Origin of the sequence: Actinacidiphila guanduensis, assembly GCF_900103985.1 — a bacterium.
Taxonomy (GTDB): domain Bacteria; phylum Actinomycetota; class Actinomycetes; order Streptomycetales; family Streptomycetaceae; genus Actinacidiphila; species Actinacidiphila guanduensis.
Map to the genome: position 1 here is coordinate 342,439 of NZ_FNIE01000008.1, position 14,337 is coordinate 356,775.

At 73.9% G+C, this 14,337-nt stretch carries 15 protein-coding genes; 11 read left to right on the plus strand and 4 right to left on the minus strand.

Annotation, left to right across the window (positions count from 1 at the left end):
* Genes BLR33_RS19505 through BLR33_RS19515 form a run of 3 tightly spaced genes read left to right on the plus strand, consistent with a single transcriptional unit; the run spans position 1 to position 2,517 of the window.
* Positions 1-756: an SDR family NAD(P)-dependent oxidoreductase gene (locus tag BLR33_RS19505; protein WP_093785909.1), complete on the plus strand. Its 756-nt coding sequence runs from the start codon at positions 1-3 to the stop codon at positions 754-756.
* Positions 735-1,850, plus strand: a complete 1,116-nt coding sequence (locus BLR33_RS19510) for a threonine aldolase family protein (RefSeq protein WP_093785799.1) — start codon at positions 735-737, stop codon at positions 1,848-1,850. The genes BLR33_RS19505 and BLR33_RS19510 overlap by 22 nt, the downstream gene beginning before the upstream one ends.
* 49 nt (positions 1,851-1,899) lie before the next feature.
* Positions 1,900-2,517 (plus strand): transglutaminase-like domain-containing protein, encoded by a 618-nt coding sequence (locus BLR33_RS19515; RefSeq protein ID WP_093785800.1) that lies wholly within the window; start codon positions 1,900-1,902, stop codon positions 2,515-2,517.
* On the opposite strand, the gene BLR33_RS19520 is transcribed toward BLR33_RS19515, so the two are convergent.
* Positions 2,504-2,914 carry a DUF4395 domain-containing protein gene (locus BLR33_RS19520; protein WP_093785801.1) on the minus strand — a complete coding sequence of 137 codons (411 nt, stop codon included), beginning with the start codon at positions 2,912-2,914 and terminating at the stop codon, positions 2,504-2,506. The two genes, BLR33_RS19515 and BLR33_RS19520, sit on opposite strands and share 14 nt — an antisense overlap.
* Positions 2,915-3,107: 193 nt before the next feature.
* Here BLR33_RS19520 and BLR33_RS19525 point away from each other — a divergent pair, with 193 nt between their 5' ends.
* The 4 genes from BLR33_RS19525 to BLR33_RS19540 all read left to right on the plus strand — a co-directional run bounded on the left by BLR33_RS19525 (position 3,108) and on the right by BLR33_RS19540 (position 7,138).
* A complete protein-coding gene (locus BLR33_RS19525) occupies positions 3,108-3,518 on the plus strand; it encodes a thioredoxin family protein (RefSeq protein ID WP_093785802.1) in 411 nt (136 codons plus the stop codon).
* A 272-nt stretch (positions 3,519-3,790) separates the two neighbouring features.
* A complete protein-coding gene (locus BLR33_RS19530; protein ID WP_093785803.1) occupies positions 3,791-4,576 on the plus strand; it encodes an electron transfer flavoprotein subunit beta/FixA family protein in 786 nt (261 codons plus the stop codon).
* A gap of 152 nt (positions 4,577-4,728) precedes the next feature.
* Positions 4,729-5,691 (plus strand): electron transfer flavoprotein subunit alpha/FixB family protein, encoded by a 963-nt coding sequence (locus tag BLR33_RS19535; protein WP_093785804.1) that lies wholly within the window; start codon positions 4,729-4,731, stop codon positions 5,689-5,691.
* A 190-nt stretch (positions 5,692-5,881) separates the two neighbouring features.
* On the plus strand, positions 5,882-7,138 hold the full coding sequence (locus tag BLR33_RS19540) for a DUF6986 family protein (protein WP_093785805.1): 1,257 nt from the start codon (positions 5,882-5,884) through the stop codon (positions 7,136-7,138).
* A 23-nt stretch (positions 7,139-7,161) separates the two neighbouring features.
* Here the strand turns inward: BLR33_RS19540 and BLR33_RS19545 are convergent, their stop codons facing one another.
* Positions 7,162-8,151: a LacI family DNA-binding transcriptional regulator gene (locus BLR33_RS19545; protein ID WP_093785806.1), complete on the minus strand. Its 990-nt coding sequence runs from the start codon at positions 8,149-8,151 to the stop codon at positions 7,162-7,164.
* 174 nt (positions 8,152-8,325) lie between these two features.
* On the opposite strand from BLR33_RS19545, the gene BLR33_RS19550 reads away from it, so the two are divergent.
* Both BLR33_RS19550 and BLR33_RS19555 read left to right on the plus strand, forming a co-directional pair.
* Positions 8,326-9,291 (plus strand): ROK family protein, encoded by a 966-nt coding sequence (locus tag BLR33_RS19550; RefSeq protein ID WP_093785807.1) that lies wholly within the window; start codon positions 8,326-8,328, stop codon positions 9,289-9,291.
* 368 nt (positions 9,292-9,659) lie between these two features.
* Positions 9,660-10,649, plus strand: coding sequence for a helix-turn-helix transcriptional regulator (locus BLR33_RS19555; RefSeq protein WP_093785808.1), 990 nt, complete (start codon positions 9,660-9,662; stop codon positions 10,647-10,649).
* A gap of 91 nt (positions 10,650-10,740) precedes the next feature.
* Here BLR33_RS19555 and BLR33_RS19560 read toward each other — a convergent pair whose 3' ends face one another.
* Positions 10,741-11,964 carry an ROK family protein gene (locus BLR33_RS19560; RefSeq protein WP_093785910.1) on the minus strand — a complete coding sequence of 408 codons (1,224 nt, stop codon included), beginning with the start codon at positions 11,962-11,964 and terminating at the stop codon, positions 10,741-10,743.
* A gap of 17 nt (positions 11,965-11,981) precedes the next feature.
* Here BLR33_RS19560 and BLR33_RS19565 point away from each other — a divergent pair, with 17 nt between their 5' ends.
* Complete coding sequence (locus BLR33_RS19565) at positions 11,982-13,289, plus strand: MFS transporter (protein ID WP_176930328.1); 1,308 nt, start codon at positions 11,982-11,984, stop codon at positions 13,287-13,289.
* Between the two features lie 135 nt (positions 13,290-13,424).
* Complete coding sequence (locus BLR33_RS19570; RefSeq protein WP_093785809.1) at positions 13,425-13,790, plus strand: SCO4225 family membrane protein; 366 nt, start codon at positions 13,425-13,427, stop codon at positions 13,788-13,790.
* Positions 13,791-13,875: 85 nt separating this feature from the next.
* On the opposite strand, the gene BLR33_RS19575 is transcribed toward BLR33_RS19570, so the two are convergent.
* Complete coding sequence (locus BLR33_RS19575) at positions 13,876-14,283, minus strand: MarR family winged helix-turn-helix transcriptional regulator (RefSeq protein ID WP_093785810.1); 408 nt, start codon at positions 14,281-14,283, stop codon at positions 13,876-13,878.
* Positions 14,284-14,337: the final 54 nt, after the last annotated feature.

Consider the following 14,337-nt stretch of genomic DNA (forward strand, 5'->3'; position numbering starts at 1 on the left):
ATGACGGCCGAGACGTACACGGGCGGGCTCGAGGGAGCGGTGGTCGCGGTGGCGGGTGCCGCCGGGCCCGCCGGGCGCGCGGCCCTGGCACGGCTGGCCCGGGCCGGCAGCCGCGTGGTGGCCGCGGACGCCGACCCCGAGCGGCTGGCGCAGGCGGTGGACGCGGCCCGCCGGGAAGCGAGCGGCGCCGAGGTCACCGGCGAGGTCGTCGACCTGCTCGACCCCGAGGCGACGCGGGCCTGGGCCGCCCGGATCGAGAAGGACGACGGCCGGGTGGACGGCCTGGTGCACCTGGTAGGCGGCTGGCGCGGTTCACGCTCCTTCCCCGAGACCGACCTCGCCGACTGGGACGTGCTGCACAACCTGCTGGTCCGCACTGTCCAGCACACCTCGCTCGCCTTCCACGACGGCCTGCTGCGCAGCCCCGGCGGGCGGTACGTGCTGATCAGCGCGGCGGGCGCGAGCGCCCCGACCGCCGGCAACGCGGCCTACGCGGCCGCCAAGGCCGCCGCGGAGGCGTGGACGCTCGCCATGGGCGACTCCTTCCGCAGACTCGGCGGCGACGCTCCCACAGCGGCGGCCACTGTGCTGGTGATCAAGGCGTTGGTGCACGATGAACTGCGGGCCCAGCGGCCCGACGCCAAATTCGCCGGCTTCACCGACGTGCGCGACCTGGCCGACGCCATCGCGGACGTGTGGAACGAAAGCCCCGAGGAAGTGAACGGAACCCGAAAGTGGCTGACGCCCCGACCGTGACCGACGTGACCGACGCACCCGAGCCCCCCACCACCGACGCCGTACGGCGGCACGACCCCGAGGTACGCGGGTTCGCGAGCGACAACTACGCAGGGGTGCACCCCGAGGTGCTCGCCGCCCTCGCCCTGGCCAACGGCGGCCACCAGGTCGCCTACGGCGGCGACGCCTACACCGAGCACCTCCAGGAGGTCTTCCGGCGCCACTTCGGGCCGGCCGCGCAGACGTTCCCGGTGTTCAACGGCACCGGTGCCAACAACACCGCCCTGATGGCGCTCACCGAGCGCTGGGGCGCGGTGATCTGCCCGGCCACCGCGCACATCAACACCGACGAGGCGGGCGCCCCCGAGCGGATGGCCGGCCTGAAGCTGACCCCGGTGCCCACCCCGGACGGCAAGCTCACCCCCGAGCTGATCGACCGCGAGGCCTTCGGCTTCGACGACGAGCACCGCGCCCAGCCCCAGGTCGTCTCGATCACCCAGACCACCGAGCTCGGCACCTGCTACACCCCCGAGGAGGTCAAGGCGATCTGCGACCACGCCCATGAGCTCGGCATGGCCGTGCACATGGACGGTTCCCGGCTGGCCAACGCGGCCGCGAGCCTCAATGTCCCGCCGGCCCGCTTCACCACCGACGCCGGAGTGGACGTGCTCTCCTTCGGCGGCACCAAGAACGGCCTGCTGCTCGGCGACTGCGTGGTCGTGCTCTCCCCGGACCGGGTCCGCGGCATCCCCAACCTGCGCAAGATGTCCATGCAGCTCGCCTCCAAGATGCGCTTCGTCTCCGTGCAGTTCGAGGCGCTGCTCGCCGGCGACCTGTGGCTGCGCAGCGCCGCCCACGCCAACGCCATGGCCCGCCGCCTGGAGCGCGCGGTGCGCGCCGTGGACGGCGTGCGGATCACCCAGAAGGTGCAGTCCAACGCGGTCTTCGCGACCCTGCCCAAGGAGGTCAGCGAGCGCCTGCAGAAGCGCTACCGCTTCTACTTCTGGGACGAGGCCGTCGGCGAGGTCCGCTGGATGTGCTCCTTCGACACCACGGAGCAGGACATCGACGCCTTTGCGGCGGCGATCGCCGAAGAGATGCATGAATATGCATAGCTAGGTAAATCGATTGATGAGAGGTCGGCCGGTTTCCTAGGCTCCGCTCATGGAGCCCATCCCGGAAACCGCCGACCTCTCGGCGTATCTTGTCGCCGACGACGTCATCGACCACGACCACCCGCAGGTGCGGCAGACCGCCGAGGAGCTGCGCACAACGGCCCGCGGACCGCATGAATATGCGAAGGCAGCCTATGTGTACGTGCGCGACGCGGTGCCGCACTCCTTCGACAGCGGCGACCCCCGCGTCACCTGGCGTGCCTCCGACGTCCTCGCCGCCCGTACGGGCATCTGCTACGCCAAGGCGCACGCCCTGACCGCCCTGCTGCGCGCCGAGGGCATCCCGGCCGGCCTGTGCTACCAGCGGCTCACCGAGGGCGACGGCAGCGACCCGGTGCTGCACGGTCTGGTCGCCCTCCTGCTGCCCGGCACCGCCCGCTGGGTACGGCAGGACCCCAGGGGCAACAAGCCAGGCGTGGACGCGCAGTTCCGCCTCGACGCCGAGCAACTGGCCTTCCCGGTGCGGCCCGCACTGGGCGAGACCACCTACCCCCTGGTGTACGCCGCCCCCGTCGCACCGGCGCTCGCCGCCCTGCGCGCCGCCCCCGACACCACTGCCCTGGCGGCGACCCTGCCGCGCTCCTTGGACGGCCTCAGGCCGTCGTGACGCGCTTGAGCAGCAGGTAGAGCTCGCAGCCCAGGCAGTAGGCGAAGGCCGCGTTCAAGAACGCCGCCGCGAGCGCGCAGGCGGTCGCCGCCAGTCCGAGCCACTGCACACCCGCGCCGTAGCCGATCAGGCCGATCAACGAGAACACCAGGCCAACCGCCTGGGCGAAGCGGGGCGGGGCCGCGTCCTCCGTCGCGGGCGGCGGGCCTATCCGCGGCCGCACCAGGGTGCGGAACACCCAGCCGTACGGCGACTTCTGCACCCCGGCGGCCGCGCCCAGGGCGAAGAGGACCGCTTGGGCGGCCAGCAGCCAGACGCTTCCCGTGACCAGCACGACCGCGAGCACCACCGTGGTCACCGCGGCGCCGAAGCGCGGTCCGCGCACATCGATCTCCATGCCTGAAATGATGACCGAAGCGGACGCGCGGCGGCGCTTGGGAATGATTGCGGTCGCATGAACGCTGGAGCGTTGCAGGTGTGGAGGTGCCCACGCGGTGGGCACCGACACGTGCAGGGACGACTTTGGAAGGCGCCATGGCGGCAGGCGGACAGCGTCTGCCGTACGACGGCGCGGGAGAGGTGCGGGACGGATGACCGGTCTGATCGTCTGCCTGGCCGTGCTCGCCGCCGCGACCGCCTACGGGCTGGTGCACCGGCGCAGGAACGGGAGGGTCCGGGTGGCAGGGGACGCAGACGAGCGGCTGACCGCCTCGGACCTCGGAGGGCCGCTGGGGGAGCGGGCGACGCTGGTGCAGTTCTCCACCGCGTTCTGCGCCCCCTGCCGGGCGACCCGCAGGGTCCTCGACGAGGTGGCCGGCATGGTCGAGGGCGTCCGGCACGTCGAGGTGGACGCCGAGGCGCACCTGGACCTCGTCCGCCGGATGAACGTGCTCAAGACCCCGACCGTCCTGGTGCTGGACGCCCAGGGTGCCGTGGTGCGCCGCGCGGCGGGGCAGCCCCGCAAGGCCGACGTCATCGCCGCCCTGGGCGCCGCGGTCTGACCGCAGCTCAGGGCGCTGCCGCCCTGCGCGCGGGTGTTCCGCGGGGTGCTTCGCCGGCGTCGGCCACGTCACAGTGCAAGTCCCTTGCGGATGGGTACGCTGCTCTGTGTACTGACGAGTAATATATTCGCTCGGGGCGGTTGCCGCGCCCCGTCCGGGAGCTGCCGCCACCGGCGCCTATGCTGCCATTCCGGGGCGCTTTCCCGGGTGCCGCGGCCCGGTCCGGGGCTGTTCACGATGACGTGCACGACGAACGCAGTAGGAGAGCTGGCGTGAGCTTGAGGATCGTAGTCGCTGTCAAGTACGTGCCCGATGCCACGGGCGACCGCCATTTCGCCGAGGACCTGACCACCGACCGGGACGCGGTGGACGGGCTGCTGTCGGAGCTCGACGAGTACGCGGTGGAGCAGGCGCTGCAGATCGCGGAGGCGGCGGACGACGCCGAGGTCACCGCGGTCACCATCGGCCCGGAGGACGCGCGCGGCGCGGTGCTCAAGGCGCTGCAGATGGGCGCCGACAAGGGCGTGCACGTGGAGGACGACGCCCTGCACGGCACCGACATCATCGGCACCTCCCTGGTGCTCGCCAAGGCGATCGAGCACATCGGCTACGACCTGGTGGTGACCGGCATGGCCTCCACCGACGGCACCGCAGGTGTGGTGCCCGCGCTGCTCGCCGAGCGGCTGGGCGTCCCGCAGGTGACGCTGCTCTCCCAGGTCGAGGTCACCGACGGCAAGGTGAGCGGCCGCCGCGACGGCGATGCGGCCAGCGAGCAGCTTGAGGCGTCGCTGCCGGCGCTGGTGTCGGTCACCGACCAGTCCGGCGAGGCCCGCTACCCCTCCTTCAAGGGGATCATGGGCGCCAAGAAGAAGCCGCTGGAGACGCTGGACCTGTCCGACCTGGGTGTGGACGCGGCCGAGGTGGGCCTGGCCGGCGCCTGGACGGCCGTCGAGGAGGCCGCCGCGCGCCCCGCCCGCACCGCGGGCACGATCGTGAAGGACGAGGGCGAGGGCGGCAAGCAGCTGGCCGAGTTCCTGGCCGCCCAGAAGTTCATCTGACCGGTTCTCCCGACCGGACGCCGGGCCGCCTCCGGAACGTCGCCGCAATGCCTTGAGGCGGCCTGCTCGGTCCGCCCGGTCCGAGTGCGCTCTCCGGGCGCCCCGCCGGTCCTCGCAAGCCCGTCCCGCACACTTCCCGCAGGAGCACTCCCATGGCTGAAGTCCTTGTCTACGTCGACCACGTGGACGGTGCCGTCCGCAAGCCGACCCTCGAACTGCTCACGCTGGCCCGCCGCCTGGGCGAGCCGGTCGCCGTCCACCTCGGCCCGGGTGCCGAGCAGGCCGCCAAGGTGCTCGGCGAGCACGGCGCGGTGAAGGTGCTGGCCGCCGACGCGCCGGAGTTCGCCGACTACCTCGTCGTACCCAAGGTGGACGCCCTGCAGGCCGCCGCCCAGGCCGTCGACCCCGCCGCGATCCTGGTGCCGACCTCGGGCGAGGGCAAGGAGATCGCGGCCCGCCTCGCGCTGCGGCTCGGCTCGGGCATCATCACCGACGCGGTGGACGTCGAGGCCGGTGCCGACGGTCCCGTCGTCACGCAGTCGGTGTTCGCCGCCGCCTTCACGACGAAGTCCCGCGTCACCAAGGGCGTCCCGGTCATCACCGTCAAGCCGAACTCCGCCCCCGTGGAGCCCGCCCCCGCGGCCGGGGCCGTGGAGGAGCTCGCCGTGACCTTCGGCGAGCTGGCCCGCGGCACCAAGGTCGTCTCCAGGGCGGCGCGCGAGTCGTCGGGGCGCCCGGAGCTGACGGAGGCGGCGATCGTCGTCTCCGGTGGCCGCGGCGTCAACGGCGCGGAGAACTTCGCGCTGATCGAGTCGCTGGCGGACTCCCTCGGCGCGGCCGTGGGCGCCTCTCGCGCCGCGGTGGACGCAGGGTGGTACCCGCACAGCAACCAGGTCGGCCAGACCGGCAAGTCCGTCTCCCCGCAGCTCTACATCGCCAACGGGATCTCCGGTGCGATCCAGCACCGCGCGGGCATGCAGACCTCGAAGACCATCGTCGCGGTCAACAAGGACCCCGAGGCCCCGATCTTCGACCTCGTCGACTACGGCGTGGTCGGCGACCTCTTCCAGGTCGTCCCGCAGCTCACCGAGGAGATCAACAGCCGCAAGGGCTGATGCCCACCCGGCGTCCCTTCGCACCGGCCGTCCGGCCCCCGCCCCGCCCCACCCGGCGGACGGGGGCCGGCCGCGTCGGCGGCCCTCGGCGCGCCCTGGCGCCGGGTCCCGCCCGATGCCCTGTTGACCGCTCCTGCCCGCCCCGGCTAGCTTGCGATTCAACGAAATGTTGAACGCCGGGAGGGCGCTGATGGCGGCCGTGACCACACTGGCCGATGCGGTACGCACCAAGATCGGCGCGTCGCTCGCCGCCACCGACGCCGAACTCGCCCGCCGCTATCCCGGCGAGCCGGCGGAACGCCAACCCGTCCACACCGTCTACGTCCCCGCCGACGCCTTCACCGCCGGGACCGTCCGCGAGTGGGGCGACCAGGCGCTGGCCGCCCTCGACGCTCATGCGCCCGACGCCGCCGCCCTGGGCGCGGTCCTCGGCCTGACCGGGGACCTCGCCACCCAGGTGCACGACCGCGTACGGGCCAAGCTGCTGCGCGAGCCGGTGGAGGACCTGCGGATCGACTTCGAGGACGGCTACGGCCGTCGCCCTGACGACGAGGAGGACGCCGCCGCCCTGGCCGCGGCCAGGACCCTGGCCGCCATGGTGGCGGACGGCACCGCGCCCCCGTATGCGGGCATCCGCATGAAGTGCCTGGAAGCCGCCGTGCGCGACCGCGGCATCCGCACCCTCGACCTCTTCCTGACCGCGCTGCTGGACGCCGGACCGCTGCCGGAGGGGCTGGTGCTCACCCTGCCGAAGGTGACCTTCCCCGCCCAGGCGGCCGCGATGGCCGAGCTGTGCGCGCAGTTCGAGCAGGCCGCCGGGCTGCCCGCGGGACGGCTCCGGTTCGAGATCCAGATCGAGACCACGCAGGCGATCCTCGGCCCCGACGGCACCGCCACCGTGCCCCGGCTCATCGACGCCGCCGCAGGGCGCGCCAGCGCCCTGCACTACGGCACCTTCGACTACAGCGCGGCCTGCGGGGTCGGCGCCGCCCACCAGTCGATGGACCACCCGGCGGCCGACCATGCCAAGGCCGTCATGCAGGTCGCCGCCGCGGGCACCGGGGTCCGGCTGTCCGACGGCTCCACCAACGTCCTGCCCGTCGGCGACACGGTGCATGTGCACGCCGCCTGGAAGTCGCACTACGGGCTCGTACGGCGCTCCCTGGCCCGCGCGTACTACCAGGGCTGGGACATGCACCCCGCCCACCTGCCGACCCGCTACGCGGCCACCTACGCCTTCTACCGCGAAGGCCTGGACGCCTCCGCCGCCCGCCTGGCCGCCTACACGGCCGGGACGGGCGGCGCGGTGCTCGACGAGCCGGCCACCGCGCGGGCGCTTTCCGGCTACCTGCTGCGCGGCCTGGACTGCGGCGCGGTCGATCCCGGCGAGATCGCCGAGCGGACCGGGCTCGGCCGGGCCGGGTTGGACGGGCTGGCCGGGCGGTGAACCACGCGGCGCCGCCCGGCAGGTCAGCGCGGCGGCGGGATCTCCCCGGAGCCGCGGGCGATCAGCCGCACCGGCAGCTCCACCCGGCTCGGCTCTTCGGGCGCGATGCCGTCCAGCCGCCGGAAGAGCTGCTGGGCCGCGGCGCGGCCCAGTCCGGGCGCGTCCTGGGCGACCACCGTGACCGGCGGGTCGAGCACGTCCGCCAGCTCGAAGTCGTCGAACCCGACCAGCGCCACCGGGTCGGGGCGGTTCCACAGCACGCGTACCGCCGTCACCGTCACCCGGTTGTTCCCCGCGAGCAGCGCCGTGACCGGCTCCGGCCCGGAGAGCATGGCGTCCAGGGCGGCCCGCACCCGCTCCGGGGTGGTCGGCCCCATGGCGTACCACTCGGGGCGCACGGGCAGGCCCGCGGCCTCCATGGCCGCGCGGTAGCCGCGCAGGCGCTCGCCCGCGGTGTGGATGCCGGGCTGGTCGCCGATGAAGCCGATCCTGCGGTGGCCGTGGGCGATCAGGTGCTCCACGCCGAGCCGGGTGCCGCCCGCGTTGTCGGTGAGCACCACGTCGGCGTCCAGCCGGCCCGCCGGGCGGTCCACGAAGACCGTCGCCACGCCGGCCGCTATCTCCGGCAGCAGGTAGCGGTGGTCGTCGCCGGCGGGCACGACGACCAGGCCGTCCACCCGGCGGGCGCAGAAGGCCAGCACCAGCTCCTGCTCCCGGCGCGGGTCCTCCGCGCTGGAGCCGGTGAACAGCAGCGCGCCGTGCGCCCGGGCGACGTCCTCCACGGCCCGGCTGAGGGCCGCGTAGAAGGGGTCCGCGACATCCTCCAGCACCAGGCCGACGCTCGCCGTGCGGCGGGTGCGCAGCAGCCGGGCGCTGTCGTTGCGGCGGAAGCCCAGGGCGTCGATCGCGGCCTGCACGCGCGCCGAGGTCTCCGGTGTGACCCCGGGCTCCTCGTTCACCACGCGGGAGACCGTTTTCAGGCCGACACCCGCCCTTGCGGCGACGTCCTTCATCGTGGGCCGGGGCACATGTCCAGGTGTTTGGGTCACGGTGGCAAGTATTCCCTGCGGCTAGAGATGGACAACGTTGTCAGGAACAGGCGAGACTAACCCTCGACGCGGCTTTGCCGAAACCCGGGGCGGTCGGACCGTGGAACCGCGTGGACACGACGAAGGAGACACAGCAGGATGCAGCCTCACGGCGCGGCCGGTCCACTCGTGGCGGCACTGGACATCGGCGGCACCAAGATCGCCGGGGCGCTCGTCGATGCCGAGGGGAGGCTGCTGGTCCGCGCGCTGCGGCCGACACCGCCGAGAGCCGACGGCGGGACCGTGATGGCCGCGGTCGCCGAGGTCCTCGCCGAGTTGCGCGCTGCTCCCGGGTGGCCCGGGGCGGTCGCGGTCGGCATCGGCAGCGCGGGGCCGGTCGACGCCACGCACGGCACCGTCAGCCCCGTCAACGTGCCCGGCTGGCGCGACTTCCCGCTCGTGCCGCGGGTGCGGGAGGCCGTGGGCGGCCTGCCGGTCGTGCTGGCCGGCGACGGCGTCGCCATGACCGCTGCCGAGCACTGGCAGGGGGCGGCCCGCGGCTACGACAACGCCCTGTGCATGGTGGTCTCCACCGGTGTCGGTGGCGGTCTCGTGCTGGGCGGCCACCTGCTGCCCGGGCCGACGGGCAACGCCGGGCACATCGGCCACATCAGCGTGGACCTGGACGGCGACCCGTGCCCGTGCGGTTCGCGCGGCTGCGTGGAGCGCATCGCCAGCGGTCCCAACATCGCCCGGCGCGCCCTGGACGCCGGCTGGCGCCCGCCCGCCGGGACCGAGCCGACCGCCGCCGCGGTCGCCGCCTCGGCGCGCGGCGGCGACGCGGTCGCCACGGCGTCCTTCGACCGTGCCGCCCAGGCGCTCGCCGCCGGGATCGCCGCGACCGCCACCCTGGTGGAGATCAACGTTGCCGTCATCGGCGGCGGCGTCTCCGCGGCCGGGCCGCTGCTCTTCGACCCGCTGCGCCGGCACCTCACGCAGTACGCCACCCTCTCCTTCGCGGCCGGTGTCGAGGTGGTGCCGGCCAAGCTCGGCACGGACGCGGGCCTCGTGGGCGCCGCGGCAGTCGCCGCGCAGGGGCTCGGCCTGTTCCCGCTGGGGGTGTAGAGGTCCCCGACGCCACCCACCGTCCTCCGGCTGCGTCAGCAGGGCTCCTCAGGGCGCGAGGCGTGACCGGTGCGCGCCTGCGGGCGCCGCAAGGGAGTCCGGGAACTTGACGGGCCGTAAGACCTCGCCTCTCCAGGTGCCGGGCGGGGTGGGAGCGCGGCCGCGATGCGCTCGCCTGGGCACCATGGGCGCCGATCGCGCCGCCAGGGGCGCGGGGGAGAGCGGTTCCTCTTGCGCCCCTCCCTTCGCCGAGGGGTGGGTCTGCGGGCACGCCGCCGGGTTTGCCATGATGCACGTCTCGGTGCCGGAGGCGGCGGTGGTAAGCGGTTCCGCGCGCGGCGGTGGGGGACCTGCGGAAGGGGCGGTCGATGCAGGACGACGAGGCGTATGCGCTCCGTCTCTACCAGGCGCTGCGCGCCCGCGGGGAGGTGCGCGAGGACGCCCTGGCGGCGGCGGCCGACCTCGATCCCGCCCGGGCCGCGCGCGGGCTGGAGCGGCTGCGGCGGCTCGGGCTCGTCGACGAGTCGAGCGGCGCCGTGGAGCCGGTCGAACCCGACACCGCGCTCGTCCGGGCGCTGGGTGCCTACCGCGAGAACACCCTCGCCCAGGCGGCTGCCGCCGGCGAGCTGCAGCAGCTGACGCAGTCGCTGCTGACGGTCTACCGCCCGGCCGCATCCTTCGAGACCTCGCAGATCGAGGTGGAGTTCGTCAGCGACCGGCGGGCCAAGGACCGCCGCCTGCACGAGCTGAACGCCGCGATCACCGAGAGCTGCGACTCCCTGCACCCGGGCGGCATGCCGCCCATGGAGGTGCTGGCCAGGTCGCTCCGCGAGGACAGCGAACTGGTCGCCCGAGGGGTGCGCTGCCGGGCGATCTACCGGCTGTCGGTGCTGCAGACGCCCAAGCACGCCCACTACCTGCGCGAGCTGAGCGCCACCGGTGTGGACGTCCGGCTGATCGAGCACGCGCCTTACGACCTGCTCCTGCTCGACCGCCAGGTGGCCTGCATGCCCGCCGCCCCCGGCACCGATTCGCCCGCGACCCTCCTGATCCGCGGCTCGGCCCTGATGAACGCCCAGGTGGCGCTCTACGAGGACACCTGGCTGCGCGCCGTGCCCTACCGCCAGGCGCTCGCGGAGTCCGAGCGGATCGACCTGACCGCCCAGGAGCGGGTGGTGGTGCGGCTGATGTCCGGCGGCCTGAGCGACGACCAGATCGCCCGCAAGATCGGCGTCCACCGCCGCACCGTGCAGCGCACGGTGACCCGCCTGATGACGCGTCTGGACGCCTCCAGCCGCTTCGAGGCAGGACTCAAGCTCGGCCGCATGACGACCGGCGGGGACCTGCGCGGCGCATAGGAAGCGGACCTGGTGTCCAGGGGCGCGAGCGGCCGCGGCAGCCATGGAGGCGGGTCGCCGCCATGGCGTCGTGGCGGCGCCGCCATGGTGATCAGCCCGCCAGGGCGCCCAACGGGTCGTCCAGGACCGGCTGCCACGCCAACTCGGCCGCTCCGACCAGGCTGTTGTGGTCCAGCGCGCAGGCGAGCAGGGGCACGCCGCCGCTGCGGCCCCACAGGCTGCGGTCGGCGACGACGGCCCGCAGGCGCTCGGGGTCGGCGTCCAGCAGATGGCGGTGCAGGCCGCCGAGCAGGATGCGATCGGGGTTGAGCACGTTCACCAGGCCCGCCAGCCCCGTGCCCAGGCGGTCGATGAGCACATGGGCGGCGCCGCGCACCGCGGGGTCGTCGTACTCGGTGCGCAGCAGGTCGCGCGCCTGCTCCAGCAGTGAGCCCTCGGGTCCCGGGGCGCGGCCCGCCGCCTCCAGCAGGGCGACGGGGTCGGCCTCGACGTCGAGGCAGCCGCGCGAGCCGCAGTGGCAGGGGCGCCCGTCGGGCAGGACGGTGAGGTGGCCGACTTCGAGGGCGAGTCCCGCGCTTCCGGTGTGCAGGCGGCCGTCGAGCACCAGGGCACCGCCCACGCCGCGGTGCCCGGAGGCGACCACCAGCAGGTGCTTGGCATCGCGCCCGGCGCCGTGGCGGTGTTCGGCGAGGGCCGCCACGTTGACGTCATTGCCGACGAAGCAGGGCACCGGCTGCCCGTCGGGTCCGACGATGCCCGCGCGCGCGATCTGCTCGGTGAAGATCTGCAGCACGGGCGCGCCGGCCGGCCAGGCGAGGTGCAGCGGATTGAGCGCGGTGCCCTCGGGTTCGGCGACCGCGGACGGCACCGCGAGGCCCGCGCCGACGCACAGGCGGCCGTGCTCGCGCAGCAGCCCCGCACCGGCCGCCACCACGGCGGCGAGCACGTGCGCGGGGTCGGCTTGCACGGTCATCGTCACGGGCGCGGTGGCGACGATCTCCCCGCCGAGCCCCACCAGGGCGGCCCGGAAGCCGTCGTCGTGCACCTGGGCCGCCAGGGCGACCGGCCCGCCCGGGGCGACCTCGAGCCGGTGCGAGGGGCGCCCCTGGGCGCCCGAGGGGCCGGCGGGGCGGGTGTCGACGCGGATCAGCCCGAGCGCCTCCAGTTCGGCCGCCACCGCCCCCGCGGTGGCCCGGGTGACGCCGAGCTCCGCGGTCAGCAGGGCGCGGGTGGAAGCGCGACCGGTGTGCACCAGGCCGAGCGCGGGACCGAGCGCACCTCTGCCCCGCTCAAGCCTTGTCCGAATCTGTGTCACCACTCTATTCTCACTTTGTGCCGACGCTGAACAAAATAGGGACGGCGCTGTCCCGATCCCACCGCACCGCCAGCGCGGACCCCGCACTGCGCACGCTGCGCATCGCGCTGACCGCCTTCTTCGCGGTCGACGGCTTCCTGTTCGCGGGATGGGTGGTGCGCATTCCGGCCATCAAGGCCCAGGTCGGCGCGTCCGCAGGGCAGTTGGGGCTGGCACTGCTCGGCGTGTCGGTCGGCGCGGTGGCCACCATGGTGCTCACGGGGCGGCTCTGCCGCATGCTCGGCAGCGAGCGCGTCACCGTGCTGACCGCAGTGGTGCTCGCGGTGAGCGTCGCGCTCCCGCCCCGCACCCATTCCGCGCTCGGCCTGGGGCTCGTATTGCTCCTCTTCGGAGCCGGCTACGGCGGGTTGAACGTGGCGATGAACAGCGTCGCCGTGGACCTGGTGGCCGCGCTGCGCCGCCCGGTGATGTCGAGCTTCCACGCCGCGTACAGCCTCGGCGGGCTGCTCGGTTCCGGGCTCGGCGGGCTGCTCGCCCCGCATCTGTCGCCGGCCACCCATCTGCTGCTGCTCACCCCGATCGGCCTGGTCGCGACGGCGTTCGCCGGGCGTTCGCTGCTCGCCCACCCGCTGAGCCGCCCCACCTGGCGGGCGGGCCAGGACCAGGAGCGTACCCGCAGCGAGGACGGAACGGCCCCGTCCGGCACCCAGGTGCCGCCTCCGCGGACGCCTCCGGCCGACACCAAGGATGCCGCAAGGAGCCGCCACACCCGCGTCGCGCTGTTCGTCGCCGTCTTCGGGCTGATCGCCGGCTGCTCGGCCTATGGCGAGGGCGCGCTCGCCGAATGGGGCGCGCTGCACTTGCAGCAGGACCTCCACGACGGGCCCGGCCTCGCGGCGGCCGGATACGCCTGTGTCACCTCGGCCATGGCGCTCGGCCGGCTGTCCGGCACCACCTTGATCACCCGTCTGGGCCAGAGCCGCGCCCTGGTACTCGGCGGCATGACCGCCTGCGGCGGCATGCTGCTGGGCGCGCTGGCCCCACTCACGCCCCTGGTGATGATCGGTTTCGCGCTGACCGGTCTGGGCCTGGCCAATCTCTTCCCGACCGCCATCGCCCGGGCCGGCGAGCTGACCGGCCCCAGCGGCGTCGCCGTCGCCTCCACCGTCGGGTACGGCGGCATGCTGCTCGGGCCGCCCTCGATCGGCTTCCTCACCGACGCGGTCGGCCTGCCCACCGCGCTGACGACGGTCTCGGCGCTCGCGGCCGTGGCCGCCCTGATCGCCTGGGCAGTGCGCAACACAGGATCGCCCCGGTCCGTCTGAGCGGCACCGGGTTGCTCCATCCCGGCACCCTTGCGTGCGCCCGAGGCGCCCGGACGGCTCAGGCGGGGCATGCTGGTCCCACCCGGTGGACGCGAGCCCCGGCGACCTTGTCCTCGTACGGGTGGAGGAGGCGGGATGCGAGCACCTCGGACGTCGTCCCTGGCGGCCTGGGCGGCGCGGCAGTTGTGGCACGAGCGGGCCTCGCGCGTCTACCTCTACGCCGTCGCGGCGTCCCTCGCGCTGACGCTCCTTGCCGCGGGCCTGCTCGCCCACCTGCAGGTGACCCTGCCGGCGATGCTGCTCGAACTGCTCACGCTGCCCTGGACGCCGCTGCTGTGGCGACTGTTCGCGGCCATCGGCGGCCTCGACCCCTATGCCGCCGGCAACAGCTGGACCGGGTGGTCGCTGACGATGCTGGCCGCGGCGCTCTCGGCCTGCGTGAACGCGGTGGTGGTCGGGCGCATGGCGCGTTCGAGGCGCCGCCGGGTCGCACCCCGCTGACGCCGCAAGGGCGGCGGGACCTGGCCGCCTTACTGCCTGATCACCTGACTGCCGGAGACGAACCGGCGCCCAGGTGTTCAGGCGCTCAGCGTGAGCCGATCTCCTGCGGCGCCTTGGTGAGCATGCGCTCCAGAACGGCGAGGTGGCTGGGGCGCGCCCGCTCGTAGCGCTCGCGGCCCGCTTCGGTGATGGCCACCCGCACCCCGCGCCGGTCCTCGCTGCAGATGCAGCGCTCCACCAGCCCTTCCTTCTCCAGGCGGGCGACCAGCCGGGACAGGGCGCTCTGGCTGAGGTGGACGTGGTCGGCGAGCTCCTGGACGCGGAAGCTGCACCCCTCGTCGCCACCGGCGAGGACGTCGAGCACCTCGAAATCGCTGGCGCCGAGCCCGTACGGATGGAGCTCGCGGTCGATCTCGCAGGCAGTACGCGCGTGAACGGCCAGGATCTCCCGCCACTCCTGTACGAGCGCCCGCTCGCCCTTCTCGCCGGTCATAACGCCACGGTAGCAGAATCCGGGGCCCTTATGCATAGACATTAAATGTGTTTG